The 25,526-nt window shown below is 70.3% G+C and carries 20 protein-coding genes; 12 read left to right on the forward strand and 8 right to left on the reverse strand.

Annotated elements, in window-relative coordinates:
• Positions 1 to 464 precede the first annotated feature (464 nt).
• Positions 465 to 5,255 (forward strand): ExeM/NucH family extracellular endonuclease, encoded by a 4,791-nt coding sequence (locus AB0F81_RS19070; RefSeq protein WP_360198919.1) that lies wholly within the window; start codon positions 465 to 467, stop codon positions 5,253 to 5,255.
• Positions 5,256 to 5,305: 50 nt separating this feature from the next.
• Here AB0F81_RS19070 and AB0F81_RS19075 read toward each other — a convergent pair whose 3' ends face one another.
• From AB0F81_RS19075 to AB0F81_RS19105, 7 genes are all read right to left on the reverse strand, one after another.
• Complete coding sequence (locus AB0F81_RS19075; protein ID WP_360198921.1) at positions 5,306 to 7,444, reverse strand: MMPL family transporter; 2,139 nt, start codon at positions 7,442 to 7,444, stop codon at positions 5,306 to 5,308.
• A 67-nt stretch (positions 7,445 to 7,511) separates the two neighbouring features.
• The gene (locus AB0F81_RS19080; protein ID WP_360198923.1) at positions 7,512 to 7,799 is read right to left on the reverse strand and encodes a DUF3040 domain-containing protein; all 288 of its coding nucleotides are present in this window, start codon (positions 7,797 to 7,799) and stop codon (positions 7,512 to 7,514) included.
• 210 nt (positions 7,800 to 8,009) lie between these two features.
• Positions 8,010 to 9,203: a bifunctional glycosyltransferase family 2/GtrA family protein gene (locus tag AB0F81_RS19085; protein ID WP_360198925.1), complete on the reverse strand. Its 1,194-nt coding sequence runs from the start codon at positions 9,201 to 9,203 to the stop codon at positions 8,010 to 8,012.
• A 223-nt stretch (positions 9,204 to 9,426) separates the two neighbouring features.
• Positions 9,427 to 11,436: a glycosyltransferase family 39 protein gene (locus AB0F81_RS19090; protein WP_360198927.1), complete on the reverse strand. Its 2,010-nt coding sequence runs from the start codon at positions 11,434 to 11,436 to the stop codon at positions 9,427 to 9,429.
• Between the two features lie 85 nt (positions 11,437 to 11,521).
• On the reverse strand, positions 11,522 to 12,586 hold the full coding sequence (locus AB0F81_RS19095; RefSeq protein WP_360198929.1) for a 3-deoxy-7-phosphoheptulonate synthase: 1,065 nt from the start codon (positions 12,584 to 12,586) through the stop codon (positions 11,522 to 11,524).
• Positions 12,587 to 12,789: 203 nt separating this feature from the next.
• On the reverse strand, positions 12,790 to 14,343 hold the full coding sequence (locus tag AB0F81_RS19100; protein ID WP_360198931.1) for a HAMP domain-containing sensor histidine kinase: 1,554 nt from the start codon (positions 14,341 to 14,343) through the stop codon (positions 12,790 to 12,792).
• Positions 14,321 to 15,058 (reverse strand): response regulator transcription factor, encoded by a 738-nt coding sequence (locus AB0F81_RS19105; RefSeq protein ID WP_360198933.1) that lies wholly within the window; start codon positions 15,056 to 15,058, stop codon positions 14,321 to 14,323. Before AB0F81_RS19105 ends, AB0F81_RS19100 begins: the two co-directional genes overlap by 23 nt.
• A 158-nt stretch (positions 15,059 to 15,216) precedes the next feature.
• Here AB0F81_RS19105 and AB0F81_RS19110 point away from each other — a divergent pair, with 158 nt between their 5' ends.
• The 3 genes from AB0F81_RS19110 to AB0F81_RS19120 all read left to right on the forward strand — a co-directional run bounded on the left by AB0F81_RS19110 (position 15,217) and on the right by AB0F81_RS19120 (position 16,193).
• Positions 15,217 to 15,438, forward strand: coding sequence for a hypothetical protein (locus AB0F81_RS19110; protein WP_360198935.1), 222 nt, complete (start codon positions 15,217 to 15,219; stop codon positions 15,436 to 15,438).
• An 87-nt stretch (positions 15,439 to 15,525) separates the two neighbouring features.
• Positions 15,526 to 15,897 (forward strand): tetratricopeptide repeat protein, encoded by a 372-nt coding sequence (locus AB0F81_RS19115; protein WP_360198937.1) that lies wholly within the window; start codon positions 15,526 to 15,528, stop codon positions 15,895 to 15,897.
• 11 nt (positions 15,898 to 15,908) lie between these two features.
• Complete coding sequence (locus tag AB0F81_RS19120; RefSeq protein ID WP_360198939.1) at positions 15,909 to 16,193, forward strand: Smr/MutS family protein; 285 nt, start codon at positions 15,909 to 15,911, stop codon at positions 16,191 to 16,193.
• Between the two features lie 52 nt (positions 16,194 to 16,245).
• Here the strand turns inward: AB0F81_RS19120 and AB0F81_RS19125 are convergent, their stop codons facing one another.
• Positions 16,246 to 18,603: a M28 family peptidase gene (locus AB0F81_RS19125; protein ID WP_360198941.1), complete on the reverse strand. Its 2,358-nt coding sequence runs from the start codon at positions 18,601 to 18,603 to the stop codon at positions 16,246 to 16,248.
• A gap of 74 nt (positions 18,604 to 18,677) precedes the next feature.
• Here AB0F81_RS19125 and AB0F81_RS19130 point away from each other — a divergent pair, with 74 nt between their 5' ends.
• From AB0F81_RS19130 to AB0F81_RS19165, 8 genes are all read left to right on the forward strand, one after another.
• Positions 18,678 to 19,022 (forward strand): hypothetical protein, encoded by a 345-nt coding sequence (locus AB0F81_RS19130; protein ID WP_360198943.1) that lies wholly within the window; start codon positions 18,678 to 18,680, stop codon positions 19,020 to 19,022.
• A 91-nt stretch (positions 19,023 to 19,113) separates the two neighbouring features.
• Positions 19,114 to 20,310, forward strand: coding sequence for a SpoIIE family protein phosphatase (locus AB0F81_RS19135; RefSeq protein WP_360198945.1), 1,197 nt, complete (start codon positions 19,114 to 19,116; stop codon positions 20,308 to 20,310).
• The gene (locus AB0F81_RS19140; protein WP_360198947.1) at positions 20,307 to 21,899 is read left to right on the forward strand and encodes a CHASE3 domain-containing protein; all 1,593 of its coding nucleotides are present in this window, start codon (positions 20,307 to 20,309) and stop codon (positions 21,897 to 21,899) included. Before AB0F81_RS19135 ends, AB0F81_RS19140 begins: the two co-directional genes overlap by 4 nt.
• Complete coding sequence (locus tag AB0F81_RS19145) at positions 21,896 to 22,348, forward strand: response regulator (protein ID WP_360198949.1); 453 nt, start codon at positions 21,896 to 21,898, stop codon at positions 22,346 to 22,348. The genes AB0F81_RS19140 and AB0F81_RS19145 overlap by 4 nt, the downstream gene beginning before the upstream one ends.
• Positions 22,341 to 23,156 carry an inositol monophosphatase family protein gene (locus AB0F81_RS19150; RefSeq protein WP_360198951.1) on the forward strand — a complete coding sequence of 272 codons (816 nt, stop codon included), beginning with the start codon at positions 22,341 to 22,343 and terminating at the stop codon, positions 23,154 to 23,156. The genes AB0F81_RS19145 and AB0F81_RS19150 overlap by 8 nt, the downstream gene beginning before the upstream one ends.
• A gap of 14 nt (positions 23,157 to 23,170) precedes the next feature.
• Positions 23,171 to 23,944, forward strand: a complete 774-nt coding sequence (locus tag AB0F81_RS19155; RefSeq protein ID WP_360198953.1) for an SDR family oxidoreductase — start codon at positions 23,171 to 23,173, stop codon at positions 23,942 to 23,944.
• A gap of 126 nt (positions 23,945 to 24,070) precedes the next feature.
• Positions 24,071 to 25,015 (forward strand): hypothetical protein, encoded by a 945-nt coding sequence (locus AB0F81_RS19160; RefSeq protein ID WP_360198986.1) that lies wholly within the window; start codon positions 24,071 to 24,073, stop codon positions 25,013 to 25,015.
• A 45-nt stretch (positions 25,016 to 25,060) separates the two neighbouring features.
• Positions 25,061 to 25,498 carry a deaminase gene (locus AB0F81_RS19165; RefSeq protein WP_360198955.1) on the forward strand — a complete coding sequence of 146 codons (438 nt, stop codon included), beginning with the start codon at positions 25,061 to 25,063 and terminating at the stop codon, positions 25,496 to 25,498.
• The last annotated feature ends 28 nt before the right edge of the window (positions 25,499 to 25,526 follow it).

The raw sequence follows: 25,526 nt of genomic DNA on the forward strand, positions 1-25,526 counted from the left end.
GCCTGCGGCGACACGCCTGACCGATCTGCCGCGCAATGCGGGAAGGTCCGAATTGATGCCGCTCGCCTTTATCGCGATGTCCGATAAACGGCAATCCTTTTCGGACTCCGAGGAAGGGCTTCCGCCAAATGGGGGAGGCGGGCGACCGAATGTCGGAGCAGCGGTGCAACGATTGGCGCCGGAGGAGACTGCATCGGTTTTATTGAATGCCGGGAAGTCGAGGGCGGAATCGCGCGCCGCCCGGCGGCGGATCGTGCCGGGCGAGCCGGCGGCTCGCCGGACGCGCGTGCGCCACGACCAGGACACCGGGTGTGACCTACGTCGCCACCGCAGCCGAACAAAAACGAACAATAAGGGGACTGTGCTCACCAGGTGAATGCTTTTTCGTTACCTGAACGAGAATCGATCGTCATTCGGCATACTTACGCTCCGGCGGATCTACTTCGTACGGAGGACCTACCTCGATGCGTCCATACATACGCAGCGTGGGTTCGGCCGCGCGGTCCCGCTCAGCACTCGGTTCCCGTCCAGGGTTCCGTGCGCTGGGCGCGACCGCTGTGGTCACCGCGCTCGGTCTCACTCTCGCCGGTCCGGCCGTAGCGGCCACGGACACGCCGATCATCAGCGAACTGCACTATGACAACACCGGCGCCGACAGCGGCGAGTCCGTCGAGATCGAGGCGCCCGTCGGGTTCGATCTGACCGGCTGGCAGATCGTCTACTACAACGGGTCCAACGGGCAGAGCTACGGCACCTCCACGCTCAGCGGAGCGGTGCCGGCGGCCGGCGTGGTCGTCCAGCCGTTCACCGGGATCCAGAACGGTGCGCCGGACGGCGTCGCGCTGGTGAAGCCGGACGGCACGGTGGCCGAGTTCCTCACGTACGAGGGCACGTTCGCCGCCACCAACGGCCCGGCGGCCGGCGTCACCGGCGTCGACATCGGCGTCTCCGAGCCGGACACCACTCCGGCCGGCCAGTCGCTGCAGCGCATCGACGGCACCTGGCAGGCTCCGGCGGCCCACAGCTTCGGCACGGTCAACACCAAGACCGAGGAGCCGGAGGAGCCCGAGGAGCCGGGCACCGGCTGCACCACCGAGGCGACCCACACGATCGCCCAGGTGCAGGGCACCGGCTCGGCGACCGGCCTGGCCGATTCCAAGGTCACCGTCGAGGGCGTGGTGACCGCCGACCACCGCACCGGTGGTTACAACGGCATCTACGTGCAGACCGCGGGCAGCGGTGGGGACCGCCCGGTCGCCGCCGGCACCGCGTCCGACGGCATCTTCGTCTACCTCACCTCGACCGCCGCGAACCACCCGTCGGTGGCCATCGGCGACCGGGTCCGGGTGACCGGCACGGTGAGCGAGTTCAACTCGCTGACCCAGATCACCATCGGCGCCAAGTCCGACGTGCAGGTCTGCGCCACCGGCGCTCCGCTGCCCGCCCCGGTCGCGCTGACGCTGCCGCTGGACGACGCGGCCCGCGAGTCGGCCGAGGGCATGCTGGTCGCCCCGCTCGGCACGTACTCGGTGTCGGACGTCTACAACACCAACCGGTACGGCGAGATCATCCTGGCCGCCGGTGACACCCCGGCCCGGATCCCGACCGACGTCGCCCGGCCCGGCAGTGACGCCGCGAACCAGCAGAAGGCCGCCAACCGGGCCGGCCGGGTGCTGATCGACGACGCCCGCACCACGAACCTCGCCACGGCCGGCCTGGCCCCGGCGTACCTGACCAAGGACGACCCGGTCCGCGTCGGCGATGTGGTGGAGACGTTCGCCCCGAGCGTGCTGAGCTACGGCTTCAGCGAGTGGCGGCTGCAGCCGGTGTCCCCGACCGGGCAGCTGAGCACCTTCAAGGACAGCAACCCGCGTACGGCGGCGCCGGAGAACGTCGGCGGCGACATCCGCGTGGCGAGCTTCAACGTGCTGAACTACTTCGTCCACTTCGGTGGCGAGGCGCGCGGCGCGACCGACGAGGCCGCCAAGGAGAAGCAGGAAGCGAAGATCGTCAAGGCGATCACCTCGCTGGACGCCGACGTGATCGCCCTCATGGAGATCGAGAACTCGGTCCGCTTCGAGGACAACGACCCGCAGCTGGCGCTGAAGACTCTGGTGGCCGCGCTCAACGAGGTCGACGGCGCGGGCACCTGGGACTACGTCCGGTCCCCGGCCGAGCTGCCGGCCGCGACCGAGCAGGACTTCATCACCAGCGCGATCATCTACAAGCCGGCCGCGGTGACCCCGAAGGGCGCCTCGAAGTCGGTCAACGACGAGACGGTCTGGGGCAACGCCCGCGAGCCGATCGCGCAGACCTTCACCGCCGGCGCGACCGACTTCACCGTGGTGGCGAACCACTTCAAGTCGAAGAGCACCTCGGTGACCCCGACCGGCGACAACGTCGACACCGGTGACGGCCAGGGCGCCTACAACGGCGACCGGGTACGCCAGGCGAACGCGCTCGCCACCTTCGTCGCGGGCCTCGGCACCGACAACGTGATCCTGCTGGGCGACTTCAACTCGTACTCCCAGGAGGACCCGCTCCAGGTTCTCTACGGCAAGGGCTTCCGCAACCTGCACAAGCCGGGGCAGTACTCGTACGTCTTCGGCGGCGAGACCGGCTCGCTGGACCACGCGATCGCCACTCCGGCGCTGGCCGACCGGGTCACCGGCGTGGACATCTGGAACATCAACTCGGTCGAGTCGTTCGCCTACCAGTACGACGGCTACGGCCCGTTCTACGCCGACCACCCGTACCGTTCCAGCGACCACGACCCGGTGGTCGTCGGCCTGGAGACCGGCGCCGCCGGCCCGGTCGACCTGCAGCTGCTCAGCATCAACGACTTCCACGGCCGGCTCGAGTCGCCGACCGCCGGCAACGGTGGCGCGGCCCAGCTCGTCGGGATGGTCGACCAGCTGCGTGCGGCCAACCCGAACACCGCGTGGATCTCGGCCGGTGACAACATCGGCGCGTCGACGTTCATCTCCGCGATCGACGCCGACAACCCGACGATCGACGTGCTGAACGCGGGCGGCCTGGCCGTCTCCGCGGTCGGCAACCACGAGTTCGACAAGGGCCTGGCCGACCTGCAGGGCCGCGTCGAGACCCGGGCGAACTTCCCGTATCTGGCCGCCAACGTCTACAAGAACGGCGAGCGGGTGCTGCCCGGCTACCACGTGCAGACCCTGGGCGGCGTCAAGGTCGGCTACATCGGTGTGGTGACCGAGCAGACCGCCTCGCTGGTCAGCCCGGACGGCATCGCCGGCGTGGAGTTCCGTGACCCGATCGCCGAGACCAACGCGCTGGCGACCCAGCTCTCCGACGGCAACGCCGCCAACGGCGAGGCCGACGTGCTGGTGCTGCTGGCCCACGAGGGCGCGGCGACCGAGAACATCACCTCTGCCGAGGCGCTGAGCAAGGACCCGGTCTTCGGTGACTTCACCCGGGTGAGCGCCGAGATCGACGCGATCTTCAGCGGTCACACCCACCAGCCGTACGCGTTCCAGGTGCCGGTCCCCGGCACCGACAAGACCCGTCCGGTGATCCAGGCCGGCGACTACGGCCTGAAGCTGGGCAAGTCGGTGCTGACCGTCGACCCGGCCACCAAGTCGGTGACCAAGTCGACCGCTGAGCTGCTCAACGTCACCGGCTTCACGCCGAACACGACCGTCGCCGGCATCGTGGCGAAGGCCAAGGAGACCGCCACCGAGCTGGGCAAGCAGAAGCTCGGCTCGATCACCGCGGACGTCCTGCGGGCGTACAACGCCGCCGGCAACGAGGACCGGGGCGCCGAGTCGGTGCTGGGCAACTTCATCGCCGACGTGCAGCTGGACCAGACCAGCGACGCCGGCCGTGGTGGGGCGCAGATCGCCTTCATGAACCCGGGCGGCCTGCGGGCGGACCTCAAGTACGGCACCGACGGCACGGTCACCTACTCGGCCGCCTTCGCCGTGCAGCCGTTCTCGAACGACGTGGTGACCCAGACGCTCACCGGCGCCCAAATCAAGCAGGTGCTGGAGGAGCAGTGGCAGCCGGACGGGGCCTCCCGGCCGGTGCTGCACCTGGGCTCGTCGAAGGGGCTGACCTACTCCTACGACGTGAGCAAGCCGCGTGGCTCGAAGATCATCGCGTCGTCGCTCAAGCTGAACGGGGTCACCCTCGACCCGAACGGCAAGTACCGGGTGACGTCGAACTCGTTCCTCGCCTCCGGTGGTGACAACTTCGCCACCCTCGGCAAGGGCACCGACCGCAAGACGACCGGCGACAACGACCTCACCATGCTGGTCAACTACTTCGCCGAGCACTCGCCGGTCACCGCGGACCCCAAGCCGCGAAGCACTCCGGGTGTCGAGGACACCACGCCGCCGACGGGCACCTACGCCCTGAACGCGGCGGCGCTCTGGCCCGGCCAGGCGGTGACGCTCACCCAGAAGGCGATTGCCGACGACGTGAGCACCCGGGTCGTCAACTGGGGTGACGGCAGCGCGCCGCAGACCCTGGCCGCGGACGCCACCTCGGCGACGCACACCTACGCGGCGGCGGGCAGCTACCCGGTGTCGGTGACCCTGTCCGACGCGGCGGGCAACAGCGGCGCGGCGGAGTTCCAGGGCTCGTCGACCGTGGTGGTGGCGGCCCAGGCGGGCAAGTTCAGCCTGGACCCGAAGCTGATCTGGCAGACCGAGACCACCACGCTCGGCGTCACCGGGCTGACCGGTGCCACCGAGTTCACGGTGAACTGGGGTGACGGCGTCACCACGACGGCGTCGGCGGACAACGCGAGCGTGGCGCACGCGTACACCAAGCCCGGGTTCTTCCAGGTCAAGGTCACGCCGGTGAACCCGGCCGGGGCCGGCAAGACCGTCACGGCCGGCGTGGTCACGGTTCTGATGGACGTCTTCAAGCCGGAGGCCCGCCTGATCGAGCCGCGGCAGGACGACCGGGCGTCGTCCTGGCAGACCGTCACCGGCACCTCCTACGACCTGGGCACCGGCGTCACCGCGGTCGAGGCGAAGGCGGTCCAGCAGCGGTCCGGCAAGTGGTACTACTTCGCCGGCGGCACGTGGACGAAGGCGGCCTCGGAGCGCGACGCCACCGCCAAGGCCGCGGTGATCACCGCGGTTCCGGACGCCAAGGGCGTGTGGAGCTTCCCGCTCACCGGTGTCGACAAGGGCACTCTGAAGATCACCTACTGGGCTGAGGACAAGGTTGGCAACACCTCGTCCGCCAAGGTCCACACGGCGAAGATCGTCAAGTAACCGGTTGTAAGCACTGAGGCCCCCGCCATCCCGGCGGGGGCCTCACTGTTTCACGCGGCGGTGGGAAGTTCCTCCCGGTACGAGGGCTCAGCCGCCAGCTGCCGGGTGAGCTGCTCACCCTCGACGTCCACATTGGGCAGGATCCGGTCCAGCCAGTTCGGCAGCCACCAGGCCGAGCGGCCGAGCAGCGACATCACGGCCGGGACGATGGTCATCCGGACCAGGAAGGCGTCCACCGCCACCCCGAACGCCAGAGCGAAGCCGAGCGACTTGATGATCGTGTCGTCGGCCAGGATGAACCCGGCGAAGACGCTCATCATGATCAGCGCGGCGGCGGTGACCACCCGGGCGCCGTGCTGCATGCCGCTGATGATCGCGTCGTTCGGCGCCGCCCCGTGCACGAAGTCCTCGCGGGTCCGGGTGACCAGGAAGACCTCGTAGTCCATGGCGAGGCCGAACAGGATCCCGATCAGGAAGATCGGCATGATGCTGACGATCGGGCCGGTCGACTCCAGGCCGATCAGGCCGGCCAGGTGGCCGTTCTGGAAGACCGCCACCAGGGCGCCGAACGCGGCCGCGACGCTGAGCAGGAAGCCGACGGTCGCCTTGATCGGCACCAGGATGCTCCGGAAGACCAGCATGAGCAGCACGAACGCCAGCCCGACGACGATCGCCAGGTAGGGGACCAGCGCCGAGGTCAGCTTCTCCGAGATGTCGATGTTGACGGCCGTGGCGCCGGTGACCGCGAGTCCGGGGATCGCCGCGTCCCGGATGGCGTGGACCAGATCCTTGGTCGCCTCGCTGGTCGGGGCGGAGGCCGGGATGACGGTGAGCATCGCGGTGTCCCCGGCCGGGTTGACGGTCGGCGGGGTGACCATGACGACGTCGGTCATTCTGCCGACGGCCTGCTGCGCCTGCTCGGCGCCGGCGGCCGGGACGACCAGCACGAGCGGCCCGTTGAAACCGGCGCCGAAGCCCTCGGCGAGCTGGTCGTACGCCTTGCGCTGGGTGGAGTCGACCGCCGCGGTGCTGTCGTCGGGCAGCGCCAGCCGCAGGTCCAGAGCCGGGACCGCGACCGCGCCGATCAGGCCGAGCGAGACGAGCAGGGCGACCCAGCGGTGCCGCAGCACGTTGCGGGCCCAGCGCTCGCCGAACGGCACCTTGGCGACGTCGACCTTGCGCAGGCGCGGCAGGATCCGCCGGCCGGCGAAACCGAGGATGGCCGGGACCAGGCTGAGCGTGATCACCACGGCGACCGCGACGGTGGCCGCCGCGGCGAGACCCATCGCGGTGAGGAACGGGATGCCGGTCACCGACAGCGCCGCCAGGGCGATGATCACGGTGAGGCCGGCGAAGACGACCGCGGAGCCCGCGGTGCCGGTCGCGCGGCCGGCGGCCTCCTCGCCGTCGTGGCCCTGGGCCAGTTCGTGGCGGTAGCGGGAGACCACGAACAGCGCGTAGTCGATGCCGACCGCCAGGCCGAGCATGGTGGCCAGCGCGGAGGTCGACGACGACAGGTCGAAGAAGCCGGTGGCGATCTGGATGCCGAGCATCCCGATGCCGACGCCGATCAGCGCGGTGAGCAGCGGCAGCCCGGCCGCGACCAGCGAACCGAACGTCATCAGCAGGACGAACGCGGCGACCGCGATGCCGATCGCCTCGGCGGCGTGGCTGCCCTCGGCGGCGCGGGTGACCTCGCCGGAGAGCTCGACGCCCAGGCCGGCCGACTTCGCGGCGGCACCGGCGTTCATCAGCGCCGCACGGGCCTCGGTGGTCACGTCCGTCGCGGCGACCGCGTAGGTGACCGTCGCGTACCCGGTCTGCTGGTCCTGCGAGACGGTCTGCGCCTCGAACGGGCCGGCCACCGACGCGACCTGCGGGGCCCTGGCCAGCTCGGCGACCGCGGCCTCGATGGCCGCCTTCTGCTCGGCGCCGGTGAGCTTGGCGTCACCGGTGGCGGTGAAGACGACCTTGGCGGAGGCGGCGTCCGATCCGCCGCCGAACTTCTCCGCCAGCACCTCCATGGCCCGCGACGACTCGGTGCCGGGGATGGAGAAGGCGTTGCTGGTCGGTCCGGACAGGGTGGCGGCCCCGACCCCGAACAGGGCGAGCACGGTGACCCACATCGCCAGGGTCAGCCGGCGCTGCCGGAACGAGAACCGGCCCAGCCGGTACAACAGGGTTGCCACTCAATCCTCCAGGACGGGAACGATGCCGACTCAGTGATCGGTCGGACCGTCCTGGAGATGAGGAGCGTCAGGGTCGCGCCCGGTTGCGGGCCTTTCGCATCCGGAAGCCGGCCGCGGTGGCGGTGATCGCCGCCCAGGTCGCGACCACCGCCGCGGCGATCCACCAGCCGGCCAGCCCGAGCAGGACGGCGGCAACGGCGATCACGGCGGCGGTGATGAACAGAGGAAGGGGCGGACGTCCGGACGTGGTGACGCTGAAGTTGCCGCCGCCCATCCGGGCACAGAAGTCGGGGTCGTCGCGTTGGAGCTGTCGTTCGAGCTGTGCCAGTCGCCTGCTGTCCTCTTTGCTGAGCATGCACTACCCTCCGGTCCGCCGCGCCGGTGAAGCATGGATCGAGAGGAAGCGATCCCGATCAGAGCCCATTGTTACCTCTGAATTGCATTTGTGATACGCCCGCGTGTGCCGTTTTTCCCGCCCGGCCCGTCCCGGGCGGGAGATGGCGGTCCCCGCAACGGGTACAACGGGCGAGCCGCCACTGGATGACGCGATTCGGCCGGAATCCGATCAGGAGCGGAAGACCCAGACACGCAACATGAGAAACCGGACGGCGGTGGCTAGCAGGTTGGCGAGCACCAGCACGGCCAGTTCGCCCGGCCGGGCGGGCGCCGCGGTGACCGCGTGCAGCGCCGCGAGTGAGCCACTGGTGAGGCCGAGTCCGATCCCGAACACCACCAGCCCCTGCGCCTGATGCCGCCACGCCCCGCCGCTCCCGCGCACCCCGAACGTGAACCGGCGGTTCGCCGCGGTGTTCGCGACGGCCGTGACCAGCAACGCGATGAGGTTGGCACCCTGTGGCCCCAAACCACTGCGAAGCATGGCATACAGCACCAAATAGGCGAGCGTGCTCGCGACACCCACCCCGGCGAACCGGATCAGCTGCCCGGTCAGCCCGCCCGGGTTCCGTCCCCATTGCTCACGCAGTGCAGCGAGGGGCAGACGCCCCGTGCTCAACGCCCGGCCGACCCGGACGATCCCCCGCAGGTCGGCCATCGCCGTCGCCACGATGTCGACCCGGCTGTCCGGATCGTCCACCCAGTCCACCGGCACCTCGTGAATGCGCAGGCCGGCGCGTTCCGCGAGGATCAACATCTCGGTGTCGAAGAACCAGCCGGTGTCCTCCACCATCGGCAGCAGCCGCGCCGCCACGTCCGACCGGATCGCCTTGAACCCGCACTGCGCGTCGGAGAACCGGGCGGCCAGCGTGCCACGCAGGATCAGGTTGTAGCCGCGCGAGATCAACTCCCGCTTCGCGCCCCGTACCACCCGGGAACCGCGAGCCAGCCGCGACCCGATCGCCAGATCCGAGTGCCCGGAGATCAGCGGAGCCACCAACGGGAGCAGCGCACCCAGATCGGTCGACAGGTCTACGTCCATGTAAGCCAGGACGGCCGCGTCCGATCTCGTCCAGACATGCTTCAGGGCGCGCCCGCGGCCCTTCTCCGGCAGGTGCACGGCGGCCACCTCCGCGTACCGGCCGGTGAGCCGCCGCGCCACGGTCGGCGTGGAATCGACACTGGCGTTGTCCGCGATCGTGATCCGGAAAGGGAAGGGGAAATGCTCTGTGAGATAACCGTGCAGGCGGCGCACACACGGTTCCAGATCGGTCTCCTCGTTGTAGACCGGAATCACCACATCGAGAACCGGCGCGCTGACGCGGCGCGGGTCGGCATCGTGCGAAGGCAGCGTCGAAAGGCTCATGCGACAAAAATCCGGGGTCCGGCTTTGCGCTTATCAGGGCATTGCTGTGCGCACTCTGAGACTTCGAATCGGAAGGTACGGCCAGGAGAACAACCCGCCTTCGGCGCTACCGCGGCCACGCTGCGCGATCAAGATCTAGCGAGGGCCGGCGCCGGCCCCGGCACACACCACTGTGGCCTCCGGCCGCGCGGGGAGCGCGAGCCGGAGGCCGGATGCGAATCGCTCAGGCGGTGGCGCCGCCGGACGTGGTGCTGATCGGGGCGGTGAGGTCGTAGATCGTGGTGTTGCCGACCGTCTTCGCCGTGAAATTGGCGGCCACCCATTCACTGATCTGCGAACTGTAATTGCTGCCACCGTTGCCGCCGCCGCGGGCGAAACTCCCGCCCCCGATGAAGTAGTGGATTTCACCGGCCGCGACATATGCCTGGAACTGGGCCGGCGTGGGCGACGGATCGGTGCCGTTGAAGCCGCCGACCGCCATCACCGGTTTCTCGGTGGCCAACTGATAGCCGGAGGCGCTCTGCGAACCGATCGCGGCGGCCACCCAGGTGTACTGATCGGCGTCCGCTTCGAGCAGCGCCTTCATCTCGTCGCTGACCTCCGCGGCGTTGAGCAGCCCGTTCATGCCGCCACCGCGGGCGCCACCACCGGTGCGGTTCCCGCCGGCCGCGTTCCCGCCGGGTGCGGTGCCGTCGGGTGCGGTGCCGCGGCCGCCTCCGGGGAACCCGCCGCCGGTCCGGCCACCGCCTCCGGCCCGGGGGAGACCGCCCGGCCCAGCCCCGGAACCGCCGGACACCGACGGTCCCGCGGACGGGAGGGAACCGGTGTGCGGCTCCGACGCCGTCTGCACCGCGTACGCCGCTGGTCCGGCCAGGGACGCGCCCAGCGCGACCGCGGCCGCCAGCAGGGCCAACCGCTGCGCCCGGCGGAAGGTCGCGATCACCGCGACCGCGGCGATCAGACCGGCCACCAGGACCGGCAGGCGCAGCCAGGGCAGGAAGTCGGCGCTGCGGCCCAGCAGCGTGTACGACCACCAGGCCGTCACCGCGATCGCCGCAGCCAGCGTGGCCGCAGCGACGAGGTTGCTCCGGTGCCGCCAGAGCAGCGCGCTGCCCATGGCGACCACCGCGCCGACCGCCGGCGCCAGGGCAACCGTGTAGTACGAGTGGAAGATGCCCTGCATGAAGCTGAAGACCAGCCCGGTGATCAGCAGCCAGCCGCCCCACACGATCAGGCCGGCCCGCTGACGGTCGGTCCGCACCCGCCGCGCGGTGATCACCAGCCCGGCGGCGAGGACGATCAGTGCGGCCGGCAGCAGCCAGGAGATCTGACCGCCCTGGGCGCTGTCGAAGAGGCGGAACCATCCGGCCGTACCCCAGCGGCTAGTGCCGCCGCCGACGCTGCCGGTCTCCTCACCGTTGAGGCGGCCGAGACCGTTGTAGCCGAGGGTGAGTTCCAGCAGGCTGTTGTTCTGCGAGCCGCCGATGTAGGGCCGCATCGAGGCCGGCACCAGCTCGACGATCGCGATGTACCAGCCGGCCGAGACGACCACCGCCACCAGGGCGAGCAGCAGCTGCCAGAGGCGTTTGCCCAGCTTCGGCGGGCCGGCCATCAGATAGGCGAGGCTGAACGCCGGCACCACGAGCAGCGCCTGCAGCATCTTGGTCAGGAACCCGAAGCCGACGAACACGCCGGCCAGCACGATCCACCGGGTGCCGCCGCTCTCGACGGCGCGCAGGGTGGCGTAGGCGCCGGCCACCATCAGCAGGACCAGCAGGGCGTCCGGGTTGTTGAAACGGAACATCAGCACGGCGACGGGCGTCAGCGCGGAGACCGCACCGGCGAGCAGGCCGGCGGCCGGACCGAACGAGCGGCGGACGGTGGCGAAGAGCAGCCCGGTGGTGGCGACGCCGAGCAGCGCCTGGGGCACCAGGATGCTCCACGAGCTGAGCCCGAAGATCCGCACCGAGAGCGCCATGATCCACAGTGAGGCGGGTGTCTTGTCGACGGTGATGGCGTTCGCCGCGTCGGACGAGCCGTAGAAGAAAGCCTTCCAGCTCTCCGATCCGGCCTGCACGGCGGCGGAGTAGAACGCGTTGCCCCAGCCGGACTCGCCCAGCCCCCACAGGTGGAGCACGGCGGTCAGCAGCAGGAGCACGATGAGCGAGGGCCGGACCCAGCGCGCGTCCGAGCGGGGCGGCGCGGCGGGCGCCGCCGGCAACAGCAAGGTCATGCCTGAACGTTCGGCCCGGCCTCTGTCGCGCCCTTGTGGACCTGCTGGGCGGCCCCTGTGAAACGGGACCGCCCGGATGCGCAGGTCAGACCGTGCGGCGCTTCGCCGACGCCGCGGCCAGCCGCTCCAGCACACCGACGGTCGCGTCCCAGCCCATGCACGCGTCGGTCACCGACTGGCCGTACACCAGTGCACCGCCCAGGTTCTGGCGTCCCGGCTGCAGGAAACTCTCCAGCATCACGCCGCTGATGCCGCGCTGGCCGGCCTCCAGCTGCTGGGCGACGTCCTCGGCGACGATCGGCTGCCGCAGGTGGTCCTTGTTGCTGTTGCCGTGCGAGCAGTCGATGACCAGCCGCTCCGGCTCACCGGCCCGGCGCAGCAGCTCCAGCGACGCGGCGACGTCGGCCGCGCTGTAGTTCGGCTTGCCGCCGCCACCGCGCAGCACCAGGTGGCAGTCCGGGTTGCCGGCGGTGTGCAGGATCGCCGGGGTGCCCGAGTAGTCGATGCCGGGGAAGACGTGCGGCGCCGCGGCGGCCTGGATCGCGTCGACCGCGGTGGAGACGCTGCCGTCGGGGCGGTTCTTCATGCCGATCGGCATCGACAGACCGGAGGCCAGCTGGCGGTGCACCTGCGACTCGACCGTACGGGCGCCGATCGTACCCCACGCCACGGTGTCCGCGATGTACTGCGGGGTGATCGGGTCGAGGAACTCCACCGCCACCGGCAGCCCGCGGCCGACCACCTCGAGCAGCAGCTTGCGGGCCACCCGCAGGCCGGTGCCGACGTCACCGGTGCCGTCCAGGGACGGGTCCATGATCAGACCCTTCCAGCCGACCGTGGAGCGCGGCTTCTCGAAGTACACCCGCATCACGATCAGCAGGTCGTCGCTGAGCCGCTCGGCCTGCTCCCGCAGCAGAGAGGCGTATTCGCCGGCGGCCGCGACGTCGTGCACCGAGCACGGGCCGACGACCGTGATCAGCCGCTGATCTCGGCCGTTGAGCACGTCCTCGACCTGCTTACGGGCCTCCACCACGGTGTCGTGAAGCTCCGCGGTGAGCGGCAGCTCGTGGTGCAGCAGGGCCGGGCTCATCAGCGGGACGACCTTCTCGATGCGCTGGTCGCGGACGCGCTGAACCTCGGGGGCAGTCATGATTTTCTCTCCTTCGCCGGCGCCCGAGGGCGAGAGCCGGCTTGCTCGTCGCAAACAAAAAGGCAGCGACGACGTCGCTGCCTTTGCCGGCTCTGGCGGGGGTGTCTCAGGTCATGCGGTCATGGCCGAGGCACCGGCGCGAGCCGGCCTCGTAAACCAATAAAACGACCACGTCTGAGACACGCCCGCCAGCATAGCCGCTCTCAAGCCGCAGTCTCCAACTCCTGCGGCTTGTGTTCAAAAGTTGGGACGAGCGGGAGCATGACGGTGAACACGGTCTGCCCGGGGCGGCTCTGCACGTCCACCTTCCCGCCGTGCGAGGTCACCACGGCGTGCACGATCGACAGCCCCAGGCCGGTGCTGCCGGCGGCGCGCGAGCGGGAGCTGTCCCCGCGGGCGAACCGTTCGAAGATGCGCGGCACCAGGTCCGGGTTGATGCCGGGACCGTCGTCGCTCACCTGGATCACGGCGGCGTCCGGCATGGAGCCGACCTTGACCGTCACCGTCGAACCCTCCGGCGTGTGGGTGCGCGCGTTCGCCAGCAGGTTCGCCAGCACCTGGTGCAACCGGGCGCCGTCGCCGACCACCGACACCGGCTCCTCGGGCAGGTCGAGCTGCCAGAAGTGGCGCGGGCCGGCGGCGTGCGCGTCGCTGGTCGCGTCGACGGCCAGCATGGTCAGGTCGACCGGGTCCTGCGCGAGCGGCCGGCCGGCGTCCAGGCGGGCGAGCAGCAGCAGGTCCTCGACCAGGGCGGTCATCCGTTTCGCCTCGGACTCGACCCGGGTCAGCACGTGCGCGATCTCGTCCGGGACGGCCTGCCGGCTGCGGCGGCTCAGCTCGGCGTATCCGCGGATCGCGGCGAGTGGGGTGCGCAGCTCGTGGCTGGCGTCGGCGACGAACTGGCGTACCTGCGTCTCGCTGGCGTGCCGGGCCTCCAGGGCGTTGCCGACGTGGTCGAGCATGCGGTTCAGCGCGGCGCCGACCTGGCCGACCTCGGTGCGCGGGTCGGTGTCGGCTTCGGGGACTCGCTGCGCGAGTCGCACCTCGCCGGCGTCGAGCTTGAGCTCGGAGACGCGGGTCGCGGTGGCAGCGACACGATCGAGAGGCTTGAGCGTACGGCGGACGATGAGCGCCCCGCCCCAGCCGGCGATCAGCAGCGACCCGGCAATCACACAGCCGGTGAACGCGGCGACCGTGACCAGCGTCGAGTTGACCTGGTCCAGGGAGATCCCGACGTAGAAGACGGTCCCGTCCTTCTTGACGACCTTGGTCATCCGGTAGGAGGGAAGGTCGCCGCCGAGGTCCACGTCGATGTTGTCGCCGTTTGCAGGCACCTCGCTCAGCACGATGGCGTCCTGCGCCTCGGTGAGTTCGACGAGATCGTCCGACGCCTCGGAGAACTTGACGACGCCGCCTTCGAGCGAGCCGTCCGCGTTCTGCTTCAACACGATGGCGTCGCCCGGGATGCCACCGGGCAGGCCGTCACCGCTCTGACCGGACGGATCCGGTTTGCTCGGCCAGTCCGAGGCATCACTCGGCAGGGGACGGAAGCCGATGCGCCGGGAGACGTCGTCGAGCTCGACGTCGATCTGCCGGTGCAGGGACTTGTAGAGGTAGATCTCGGCGGTGCTGCCGACGACCAGGCCCAGCACCGACAGCAGGGCGATCATGATGGCGACCAGCCGGGCTCGCAGGGACCAGCCCGCCGGGCTGCGCCAGCGGGCGGGGCGACCGTCAGTCTGCGGGCTTGAGGACATAGCCGGCGCCACGCATCGTGTGGATCATCGGTGCCCGGCCGGCGTCGATCTTCTTCCGCAGGTACGAGATGTAGAGCTCCACGACGTTCGCCTGCCCGCCGAAGTCGTAGTTCCACACCCGGTCCAGGATCTGCGGCTTGCTCAGCACCCGGCGCGGGTTGCGCATCAGGTAGCGCAGCAGCTCGAACTCGGTGGCGGTCAGCGTGATCAGCTCACCGGCCCGGCGCACCTCGTGCGAGTCCTCGTCCAGCGTCAGGTCACCGACGACCAGCTGCGATTCGCTACGCATCGGCGCGTGCCCCATCCGCCGCATCAGCCCGCGCAGCCGGGCCACCACCTCTTCCAGGCTGAACGGCTTGGTCACGTAGTCGTCGCCGCCGGCGGTGAGCCCGGTGATCCGGTCCTCGACGGAGTCCTTGGCGGTGAGGAAGAGCACCGGGACCTCGGGCGTCTCGCCGCGCAGCCGGCGCAGCACCTCGAGGCCGTCGATGTCGGGCAGCATCATGTCCAGGACGACGGCGTCGGGCCGGAAGTCGCGTGCGGTGCGCACCGCGGTCATCCCGTCGCCCGCGCTGCGGACCTCCCAGCCCTCGTAGCGCAGTGCCATCGACAGGAGCTCGGCCAGGGTCGGCTCGTCGTCCACCACGAGCACGCGAACCGGGGTCCCGTCCGGGCGCCGGAGTTCGGTGCTGGAGTCTGCGTTCGCCATCGTCATGCCCCAACTGTCGTGGGCGACGCTCTGCGCCGGCTTTCCGTTTCCTGTGTAGCAGCTGTGCAGTGCTGTCATGGTGTTCGGCAAGTCGCCTCGTACCCCTGAGGCATTCGCCGGTGTGGCATCCCGGATGAAACAGACATAACACTCATAATGGGTGGATGAGAAGCGGACCGAGGCTGGTGGCGGTGCTCTCCGCGTTCGCCTTCCTGCTGCTCTCCCTGCTCCCGGCCACCACCGAGGCCGCGCACGCCGACCCCAGGGCGCCGGAGACGATCGGCGCGCCCGAACTGCCCGGCGGCGGGACCAGTCCGATGCTGCTCGCCGCGATCGGCGGCTACCTGCTCACCGGCGGTCTCGCGCTGCTGCTGCTCAAGCGCTGACCCGTAACTCGGCCGGCGGAACACTCGCTGTACGCCGGATGTTGTGCGAGCGTTGAGATCGGCGACGCGAGCGTGGGGAGTGAGCACGTGGATCTTCTCGAGGAGTACCGCAGGGCCACCTTCTTCTTCGAGTCCGGCGACCCGCTCGGTGCCGCCCGCCTGCTCGAACCGATAGTCGAGGCCGAGCCGCACAACACCGCGGTCCGCCAGCTCCTGGCCCGGGCCTACTTCAACTCGGCCCAGCTCAACGGCGCGGAAACGCAGCTCCGAGCACTGATCGAACATGATCCCTCGGATCATTACGCGCATCACGTGCTCGGCCGGACCCTGGAGAGGGCCGGCCGATTCCGTGAGGCGCTGCCGCACCTGCGCCTGGCCGCCGCGATGAGCAGTCAGCCCGACTATCAGGAGGCCCTGCGCCGGGTCGAGACCTGGCTCGGCAAGAACAGCGAAGCGTAGGGTTCTCGATCGTGAAGCTGAAGCTGGATCTGCACGACATCTTCAACAAGGGGAACGAGATCGATCGGGCCCTGCGCGGGATCATCGACGAGGCGATCCAGAAGAAGGCCACGCTCGTCGAGATCATCCCGGGCAAGGGCAGCGGCGCCTTGAAGAAGAAGGTGCTCCGCTTCCTCGACCAGAAAGAGATCAAGCAGCTCTATCACCGGGTGGAGAAGGACGGCGACAACTGGGGCCGGCTCTTCGTGCACTTCCGGTTCGACGCGCCTACCGGCCGGCGGGGCCGCGGTCGCTGACGCTGAACCGGAGGGCGTCGGCGACCGGGGCCTCGCTGCTGCCCAGGCGTCGTCACAGTGAGTAGGTCTTGGCGACGGCGACCATCTCGCTGCTGTGCGAGCCGAGCACACCGACCCCCTCCGGCCGCGGCTTGAAGCCGGGCACCTCGGTGACGTTGTCGCTGGCGTCCATCGCACGGAACCGGACCGGTCCGGTTCCGTGCACGGTCAGCTCCACCTCCACGCCCTCCTGCGGCGGGGCGTGGAAGACGATGCCGAAGTTCCAGCCGCCGCCGGCCTCGCCGGTCGTCTCCACCGGCTGCCCGCCGACCGTCGCGGAGAAGACCTTGGTCTCGTGCGAGACGTGCAACGTGACGAACCGGGCGGCCCGCTGCGGCGTCAACCGCACGCGCAGCGTCCGGGTGTCACCGGAACGGGTGTCCGCCACCAGGGTGAGATTCGGCGCGGGCAGGTCGGCGAAAGCCGGCGCCGGCCCGCTGCGCAGCTTCTCGTCGCCGAAGGCCGGCAGCGACGCGGTGACCGGTTCCGGGGAGCCGCTGACGTACTGGGCGGTCCACTCCTGCGGCTCGGCCTCCTCGCTGAGCCAGCGGGCGGTGTTGTTGTCCGCGTCGAGGGCGTACATCAGGTGGGTGAGCGACGGGTGCTTCGCGTCGAACCGGTCGACGGCCAGACCGGTCACCGTGCAGGCCAGCACCGCGAGCACGGCGGCCAGGGTGGGCACCGCGCCGAGCCGCCGGGCCCGGAGCGCCTCCATCCCGCGGGCGCCGCCGGCGGCCGGGTGGATCAGGTCGGCGACCGGCAGCAGGGCCAGCCCGAGCAGCACGGTGAGGAACGCGCCGACACCCGCCATCGGCATGCCCAGCGCGGGGAAGAGCATCCAGACGGTGGGCAACAGGATCACCATCGCGACCGCGGCGCCGGCGGCGATCACGGCGACCGCGACGCCGTCCGGGACGTGGATGGCCACCAGGCCGGCGAGCGCCCCGGCCAGGGCGGGCAGGGTGGCGACGTAGGCGCCGCCTGGGGTTACCGCGGCGAGCACCACGCCGAGCACGGCCAGCCAGCCGAACCCGGCGACGGCCAGCGCGGCCGGGCCGATCCGCCGGCGCAGCAGGGCGTACCAGGCCAGGACGGTGGCAGCGGCCAGGGCGATCACCGCGAGGCGGTACCACAGTGGACGGTAGGGGTCGATCGGCATCCCGCCGTACTCCGGCCGGATCAGGACCAGCAGGGCCCACAGGCCCTGAGCGAGAGCCGGAGCGGACAGGATCGGGATCAGGGTGAGCCCGGCGGCGGCGATCATCCGCCGTGCGGTGCTGCGGCCCTGCCGGCGGACCAGCCAGGCCAGCGCGGCCACCGCGACCAGGGCGAGGACGGCCAGCGGCCACACCAGTGCGCCCGGGTAGCGCACCAGCAGACCGGCGGCCGGGAAGTAGGTGGCGTCACCGCCGCTCTCGAGTGCCGTCAGGTCGCGGCCGCCCAGCTCGCGGGTCAGCGCCAGCGCGTTGTCGCCGTGATGCTGGAGGCTGTCGCGGTCCATCGCCTCCGGCGTGTCGGTCGGCGCGTGGTAGACCGCGGCCCCGTCGATGTACGCCGAGTTCAGCCCCAGGAACCGCCCCGCGTCGAGGAACGGGGTGAAGTCGGTGTCGTTCGGCAGCAGCCGGTAGATCTCCACCGCGAACGACGTGCCGACCGGGGACGGCACCTGCCCGTACGCCTCGACCAGCCGGCTGTTGCCCTCCGAGGTCTCGAACATGATCGCCGGGCCGCTGCTGCCGCGCGCCTCGAAGTTGAGCACCACGCCGCCCTCCTGGGCCAGCGGGTGCTGGTCCACGAACGCCTTGGCCCCGCAGAGGCAGGCCTCCTCGGCGTCGGTCAGCACCAGAACCACGTCGTTGCGCAGCCCGTCACCGGAGGTCAGGGCACGGGCGGTCTCCAGGATGGTCGCCGTACCCGCGGCGTCGTCGTTGCCGCCCGGCCCGACCTGCGCGGAGTCGTAGTGCGCGACTAGAAAGATCCGCCCGGTGGAGGCGGTCCCGGGGATCAGCGTGACCACGTTGCGTACCCGGGCCAGCCCGGTCCCGCCCGCGCTGGACGACAGCTGCCCGCCCTGGACGGTGACGGTGTCCTGCACCTCCGGGGACAGGCCCAGTCCGCGCAGGGTCTCGACCAGGTGGTCGCGGACGCGGTCGTTCGCCGGGCTGCCCGCCGGATGCGTGGTGGTGGCGATCGTGCGTACCTGGGTGAAGGCCCGGGCCGCGCTGAACTCGGTGGCGGGCGCCGAGGTCGCCCGCTCGGCCGGCGGCGCGATGGCCGTCATCGCGGCGAAGCCGGCGAGAGCCAGCACGGCGAGGACGGCGATCGCGGCGAGGCCGCGGCGGGCCGGCCGGGTCAGGGCGTAGTCACGCATGGAGACATCTAAGCGGTCGTTAGGGCGGACGGGTACCCCCAAGATCCTTTGCGGCGTGGCATAGCGTGGTCCGGGTGACTACCCCGCTCGACCCTGCTGCCGTCATCGCGGAGTTCATCGACGCGGTGTCTCCCTACAACCCGCACCCGGACGCCCCACCCGTCGCTGTCCTCGGCGTGCGCACCGCCCTCGGCGAGGATGTCTTCACCCTCAGTGATCATGTTATCCGCGCGATGTGCCGGGCGCTGGCTTCTTACCGGGACCCGGAGGATCGCGGTGAGTGCGTCGAGTGTGGTGGTCGCCACCTCGACGAGAACCTGCACTGCCGGGACTGCGGGCGCCTGCACGGCATCCTCGGCCAGGTGATCGCGGATCATGCACGGCGGGTCGCCGAGGAGAACGCGACGGGCCCGAGGTGAGCGCAGGTCACGAGGTGATGACCGGAGTTGTGCGCCCGCCTCGCGTGGTACACGATTTGCGGGTCACCTATGCGTCGAGTGGGGAATCGGAATGACGGAGCGGTCGCTCGCGCCCCGCAGGTACGCGGCGAACCAGCTGGAAAGATTGCGGATCCTGCTCGTCGAGGACGACGAGGGTGACGCCTTCCTGGTTCGTGAACTGCTCAGCGAGGCGGAGGCGCCGTTCGACCTCACCGTCGCCAGCAGCCTCCGGGAGGCGCAGAACCTCCTGGTCGGCGTCGAGTGCGTGCTGCTGGACCTGGGCCTGCCCGACGCGGAGGGTATCGACGGCCTGCGCAAGCTGCTCGCGGTCGCCGGCAGTGCCGCGGTCTGCGTGCTCACCGGGCGCTCGGACGAGCACCTCGGCGTACAGGCGGTCGCCGAGGGCGCGCAGGACTACCTGGTCAAGGGCCAGGTCGACGGCGTTCTGCTGATCCGTTCACTGCGTTACGCGGTGGAGCGCAAGCGGGCCGACGAGAACGCCCGGCTGCTGCGCGAGGTGGAGCTGCGGCAGGCCGAGTCGGCCCGCCTCGAACGCGGTCTGCTGCCGCAGCCGCTGATGCAGACCACCGAGGTCGCGGTCGAGCCGTTCTACCGCTCCGGCCGGGCGATGGGCCTGCTCGGCGGTGACTTCTACGACGTGGTGCAGGTCGGCGACGACCGGCTGCACGTGATCGTCGGCGACGTCTGTGGACACGGTGTGGACGAGGCGGCGCTCGGCGTCGAGTTACGGGTCGCGTGGCGGGCACTCGTGCTGGCCGGCGTCCCCGAGGAGCAGGTGCTGCCCTCGCTGGAGCAGGTGCTGATGTCCGAACGGCGAGCCCGGGAGGTGTTCGCCACGGTCGCCGCGGCCAGCATCGATCTCCAGGGCAACCGCGCGACCGTACGCCTGGCAGGACACCCGCCACCGGTGGTGCTCTCCGGCGGGCGAGTGGCACCCGTGTCCGCGCGTACCGGAATCGTGCTCGGGGTACGTCCTGCTCCCACACCCGCAACGGAGTTGGAGTTCACCGGCCATGACTGGTCCCTGCTGATGTACACCGACGGACTGATCGAGGGCCACACCGGCGTCGGCAGCGAGCGCCTCGACGTGGACGGTCTCTGCAAGCTGCTGGACGACCCGACCGCCCGTGAGGTGCCGATCCCGGCCCTGCCCGCCTGGCTGGTGGGCCGCGCCGACGAGGCCAACGGTGGCCCGCTCGCCGACGACGTGGCGATGCTGCTGATCTCCCGGGGCGGTGGGCGGTGACCCTGCTCGACGCGCGCAGCTGGACACTGCGCGGGCGCATCATCGCGCTCTGCGCCGCGGTGGGCCTGATCCTCGCGGCACTCGGCGTGCTCGCGGCGGTCACCGCCACCGCGAACAACCGGCACGTCGACGACATCCTCAACCGGGCCAGCCCGATGCGAGCGGCGGGGGAGACCCTGAACACCGCGCTGGTGGACCAGGAGACCGGGGTCCGCGGCTATGCGATCACCGGCCAGGAGCGCAGCCTGCAGCCGTACGAGCTGGGCATCGCGGAGGAGCAGCGGCAGGTCGCCCGGATCCGCAGCCTGCTGAAACCCGCGGACACCGACATCCGTGCCGCGCTGGACGTGGTGACGCAGCGGGCCGCGACCTGGCGGGCCGAGATCGCCGAACCGGTGCTGACCACCGTGCGGACCGAGGGGACGGAGGCCGCCCAGCAGAAGGTGGAGGCCTCCGACACCGCCGAGTTCGACGCGGTCCGGGACGCCGTCGCCGTCATGCAGCAGCACATCCAGACGCTGCGGACCAAGTCGGCGGACGCGGCCAGCGATTCGAGCCGGACCCTGGTGGCGATCGAGATCGCCGCCGCGGCGATCATCGTGCTGGCCGGCCTGATCCTGCTGTTGCTGCTGGACCGGCTGGTCAGCCGCCCGATCGTGGACCTGGCGGCGCAGGTGCGGGAGGTGGCGGCCGGCGACTACGACCGGCACATCGTCAGCCGGTACGGGTCATCCGACCTGGCGGCGCTCGCCGCCGACGTCGACCTGATGCGGCAGCAGATCGCCAGCGAGCTCGCCGAGGTGCGCAACGCCCGCGGCCAGGTCGAGTGGGTGAACCAGCAGCTGCAGTCACAGGCGGAGGAGCTGACCCGGTCCAATCGCGACCTGGAGCAGTTCGCCTATGTCGCCTCGCACGACCTGCAGGAGCCGCTGCGCAAGGTGGCCAGCTTCTGCCAGCTGCTGCAGCGGCGTTACGCCGGGCAGCTGGACGACCGCGCGGACCAGTACATCTCGTTCGCGGTGGACGGCGCCCAGCGCATGCAGCGCCTGATCAACGACCTGCTGGCCTTCTCCCGGATCGGCCGGCTCACCAGCGGCTTCACCGAGGTCGACCTGAACAAGGTGCTCGGCGAGGTGAAATCGCAGCTGGAGGCGCGGGCCGGTGAGGACGCCGAGATCAGCTGGACCGCGATGCCCACGGTGGAGGGTGAGGAGCCGCTGCTCACCACGCTCTTCGTGAACCTGATCGGCAACTCGCTGAAGTTCCGCCGGCCGGACGTGCCGCCGGTGGTGCGGATCACCGCGGAACGCGAGGGCGGCGATTGGCAGATCAATGTCCGGGACAACGGGATCGGCATCGAGGCCGAGTTCGCCGACAAGGTGTTCGTGATCTTCCAGCGGCTGCACGCGCGGGACGCTTACGACGGCACCGGCATCGGTCTGGCCATCGTCAAGAAGATCGTCGAATACCATGGCGGTCGAATCTGGCTGGACGTCAACGTGCCCGAGGGTGCGTCGATCAACTTCACGCTGCCGGTGCTGCCCGGTGCGGAGTCGCAGGAGCACACGGAAGAGGTGATGACAGCGTGAGTGTTACTCGGGAGAACGGTACGCCGATCGAGGTGCTGCTGGTCGAGGACGATCCCGGAGACGTCCTGATGACCCAGGAGGCGTTCGAGGAGCACAAGGTCCGCAACCGGCTCACGGTCGTCTCCGACGGCGCGGAGGCGCTCGCCTACCTGCGCAAGGAGGGACAGTTCACGAACGCGGTGCGCCCCGACCTGATCCTGCTCGACCTCAACCTGCCGAAGCGGGACGGCCGCGAGGTGCTCGAGGAGATCAAGAAAGACGGCGATCTGGGCCGGATCCCGGTCGTGGTGCTCACCACCTCCTCGGCCGACGAGGACATCCTGCGCAGCTACCAGCTGCATGCGAACGCATACGTGACCAAACCGGTCGACTTCGAGCGGTTCATCGCGGTGATCCGCCAGATCGACGAGTTCTTCGTCAGCGTCGTGAAGTTGCCGCCGCGTGCTTGATCAGGTCGCCGACCTCGTCCGTGAGGTGGCCCAGACGATCGTCCTGCCCCGCTTCCGGCGGCTCGCCGCCGACGAGGTGCAGCAGAAAGCGCCAGGTGACCTGGTCACCATCGCCGACCAGGAGTCGGAGCGGGCGCTCGCCCGCGGGCTCACCGCGCTGCTGCCCGGCTCGCTGGTGGTCGGGGAGGAGGCGGTCGCGGCCGACCCCGCGGTGCGTGACCTGATCGGTGGCGGGGGAGCGGTCTGGATCGTCGACCCGGTCGACGGCACCAACAACTTCGCCGCCGGCCGCACGCCGTTCTGCGTGATGGTCGCGCTGGTCCGTGACGGCGAGACGGCGGCGGCCTGGATCCTCGACGTGGTCGATGACCACCTGACGGTGGCCGAGGCGGGCTCCGGCACGTACCGCGACGGGGTCCGGGTGAAGACCCGGACCGACGACCCGGGCGCCGCGGCGCTGCACGGCGTGGTGTCGCACAAGTACCTCCCCGAGGACCTCGGCAATCGGGTCCGCGCGAACGCCGCGGGCCTCGGCGGTTACACCGCCGGCAAGCACTGCGCGGGATACGAGTACCCGGCGATCGCCACCGACGAGCAGCAGTTCGGGATGTTCTGGCGGATTCTGCCGTGGGACCACACGCCCGGCTCGCTGATCGTCCGGGAGGCCGGCGGGGTGGTGCGGCACCTCGACGGAGCCGAGTACCGGCCGACCAACCGGCAGCGCGGTCTGCTGGTCGCCGCCAACGAGGACATCTGGCGCTCGGCCCACGGCACGCTTTTTCCCGATGGGGCACCCGCTGTCGAGTGATCTAAGGTGCGTGCATGTCCTCGTACCTCGATGATCTTTTCGGGTTGAGCGGGCGCGTCGCCGTGGTGACCGGCGGCAGCTCGGGGATCGGGCGCGCGATGGCCGTCGCGCTGGGGCGCGCCGGCGCGCGGGTCGTGGTGGTGGCCCGGCGCGAAGCGCCGATGGCCGAGGTGGTGGCCGAGCTGCGCGGCCACGGCGCCGAGGCGGACGCGATCTCCGCGGACCTCGCGGACCGCACGGCGGTCAAGGCCGTCGCGACAAAGATCACTGAGGGGTACGGCGAGCCGGACATTCTCGTGAACTCGGCGGCGGTGAACCTGCGCCCGCCCCTCGACGAGCTCACCGACGACGACTGGGACGTCACGCTGGCCGCCAATCTCACCGCCCCGTTCCTGCTCGGGCAGGCGTTCGGGCCGGCGATGGCCCGCCGCGGCTGGGGCCGGATCATCAACGTCGTCTCCCAGCAGGCGTTCCGGGCATATGGGAACAGTGGCGCCTACGGTGCGGCGAAGGCCGGTCTCGTCGGGCTGACCCGGTCGCAGGCCGAGGCCTGGTCCCGGCACGGCGTCTGCTGCAACGCGGTGGCGCCCGGTGTGGTGCACACGCCGCTGACCGAAGCGGTGTTCAGCGATCCCACGAAAGTGTCGGCGCACGCGGCCCGGACGATGATCGGCCGCAACGGGATGCCGACCGATTTCGCCGGGTGTGCGGTTTTTCTGGCGAGTGCTGCTGGGCAGGCCGTAACCGGTCAGACACTCTTCGTCGACGGTGGCTACTCGGCCACCTAGCCGATCTCCCTTTTCCCAGGTCCGGCACGGTAAAGTACCCGCGCTTAGGACTTGGAGGTATTCGTGGAGGCCACTCTCCCGCGCAGGTGTATCGCCCTGTTGACGCTCCTCGCCGTCGCCTTCTCGATGATCCTCGGCGCGCCCGCCGTCGCGGCGCCGTCCGACCCGGAAGGCGGCTCGAAGAAGCTGCGTGCCGCGCTGGACAGCGCCGCGAAAGGATACGACCAGGCCAAGAACAAACTGGCTGCCTCCAAGAAGCGTCAGAAGCAGCTCGCCACCACGATCTCGACGTCCGAGGCGAGCGCCAAAGCACTCACCGCGCAGGTCAACGCGGTGGCGAACCGGTCGTACCAGATGGGCCGGATCAGCACCGTGACGCTGCTGCTCAACAGCGCCTCACCGGACGACTTCATCGGCAAGGTGCAGAGCCTCGACGTGCTCGCCCAGATGGACAGCAGCACCCTCGCGCAGTACCAGCGGGACATCGACGCCGCGAAACAGGCGCAGACCGCGCTCACCGCCGAGATCGCTGAGCAGAAACGCCAGGTCAACGTGATGGCCCGGAAGAAGCGGGAGGCCGAGTTGGCCCTCGCCGAGGTCGGCGGCGGCTCGGCCGGCGGCTTCGTCTCGGTGGATTCGCCGGCCGCCAAGCCGGCGCCGCGCAACTCCGACGGGTCGTGGCCGAGGGAGTCCTGCACGGTGAACGACCCGACCTCCGGCGGATGCATCACGCCGCGGACCCTGCACGCCTACGAGGAGGCGCGCTCCGACGGGTTCAAGCGCTACACGGAGTGCTGGAGCCAGCGGTCGTCGGGCGAACACCCGAAAGGCCGGGCCTGCGACTTCTCGTCGGCGGTCGGGACCTTCAAGAACGCGGCGGCCACCGGCGAGGACAAGGCCTACGGTGACCGGCTGGCCTCCTACTTCGTGAAGAACGCCGACAAGCTCGGAGTCATGTACGTGATCTGGTACCGGCAGATCTGGATGCCGAGCAGCGGCTGGCGGGCGTACAGCGGGAGCGGTGGGCCGTCGGCGGCGCACACCAACCACGTACACCTCTCGATGCTCTGAACCCGGCCGCTCCCGACCGGGTTGCCCCGGATAGCGTTTCCGGTCATGGACGACCAGAGGTGGATGCGACGTGCCGTCGACCTGACGCACCTCTGCCCGCGCTCCGAGACCGCTTTCGCCGTCGGGGCCGTGATCGTCGCGGGGGACACTGAGATCGCCTCCGGGTACTCGCGGGACACCGACCCGTATGTGCACGCCGAGGAGTCGGCGCTGCTGCGTGCGGCCGGTGACCGGCGGCTGCGTGACGCCACCCTCTACAGCACGCTGGAGCCCTGCTCGAAGCGGAGCAGCCGGCCGCACGCCACCTGCGTCAGCCTGATCATCGCGGCGGGCATCCCACGGGTGGTGCTCGCCTGGCGGGAGCCGGACATCTTCGTCACCTGCGAGGGGGTCGCACTGCTGATCGCGGCCGGCATCGAGGTGGTCGAACTGCCGGAGTTCGCCGGGCCGGCCATGGAAGCGAACGCACACCTGATTCGTTGAGCGGCCTGTCGATGCCGTGCCGGTACAG

The sequence above is a fragment of the Actinoplanes sp. NPDC024001 genome (assembly GCF_040638955.1).
Classification (GTDB): Bacteria; Actinomycetota; Actinomycetes; order Mycobacteriales; family Micromonosporaceae; genus Actinoplanes.

Excerpts from the sequence above, each read along its gene's own strand:
- AB0F81_RS19135 (WP_360198945.1), top strand. The coding sequence starts at position 19,114 with ATGACGGAGCGGTCGCTCGCGCCCCGCAGGTACGCGGCGAACCAGCTG.
- AB0F81_RS19100 (WP_360198931.1), bottom strand. The coding sequence starts at position 14,343 with ATGTCCTCAAGCCCGCAGACTGACGGTCGCCCCGCCCGCTGGCGCAGC.
- AB0F81_RS19155 (WP_360198953.1), top strand. The coding sequence starts at position 23,171 with ATGTCCTCGTACCTCGATGATCTTTTCGGGTTGAGCGGGCGCGTCGCC.
- AB0F81_RS19160 (WP_360198986.1), top strand. The coding sequence starts at position 24,071 with ATGATCCTCGGCGCGCCCGCCGTCGCGGCGCCGTCCGACCCGGAAGGC.
- AB0F81_RS19090 (WP_360198927.1), bottom strand. The coding sequence starts at position 11,436 with ATGACCTTGCTGTTGCCGGCGGCGCCCGCCGCGCCGCCCCGCTCGGAC.
- AB0F81_RS19085 (WP_360198925.1), bottom strand. The coding sequence starts at position 9,203 with ATGAGCCTTTCGACGCTGCCTTCGCACGATGCCGACCCGCGCCGCGTC.
- AB0F81_RS19070 (WP_360198919.1), top strand. The coding sequence starts at position 465 with ATGCGTCCATACATACGCAGCGTGGGTTCGGCCGCGCGGTCCCGCTCA.
- AB0F81_RS19095 (WP_360198929.1), bottom strand. The coding sequence starts at position 12,586 with ATGACTGCCCCCGAGGTTCAGCGCGTCCGCGACCAGCGCATCGAGAAG.
- AB0F81_RS19105 (WP_360198933.1), bottom strand. The coding sequence starts at position 15,058 with ATGACGATGGCGAACGCAGACTCCAGCACCGAACTCCGGCGCCCGGAC.
- AB0F81_RS19165 (WP_360198955.1), top strand. The coding sequence starts at position 25,061 with ATGGACGACCAGAGGTGGATGCGACGTGCCGTCGACCTGACGCACCTC.
- AB0F81_RS19125 (WP_360198941.1), bottom strand. The coding sequence starts at position 18,603 with ATGCGTGACTACGCCCTGACCCGGCCGGCCCGCCGCGGCCTCGCCGCG.
- AB0F81_RS19080 (WP_360198923.1), bottom strand. The coding sequence starts at position 7,799 with ATGCTCAGCAAAGAGGACAGCAGGCGACTGGCACAGCTCGAACGACAG.
- AB0F81_RS19110 (WP_360198935.1), top strand. The coding sequence starts at position 15,217 with ATGAGAAGCGGACCGAGGCTGGTGGCGGTGCTCTCCGCGTTCGCCTTC.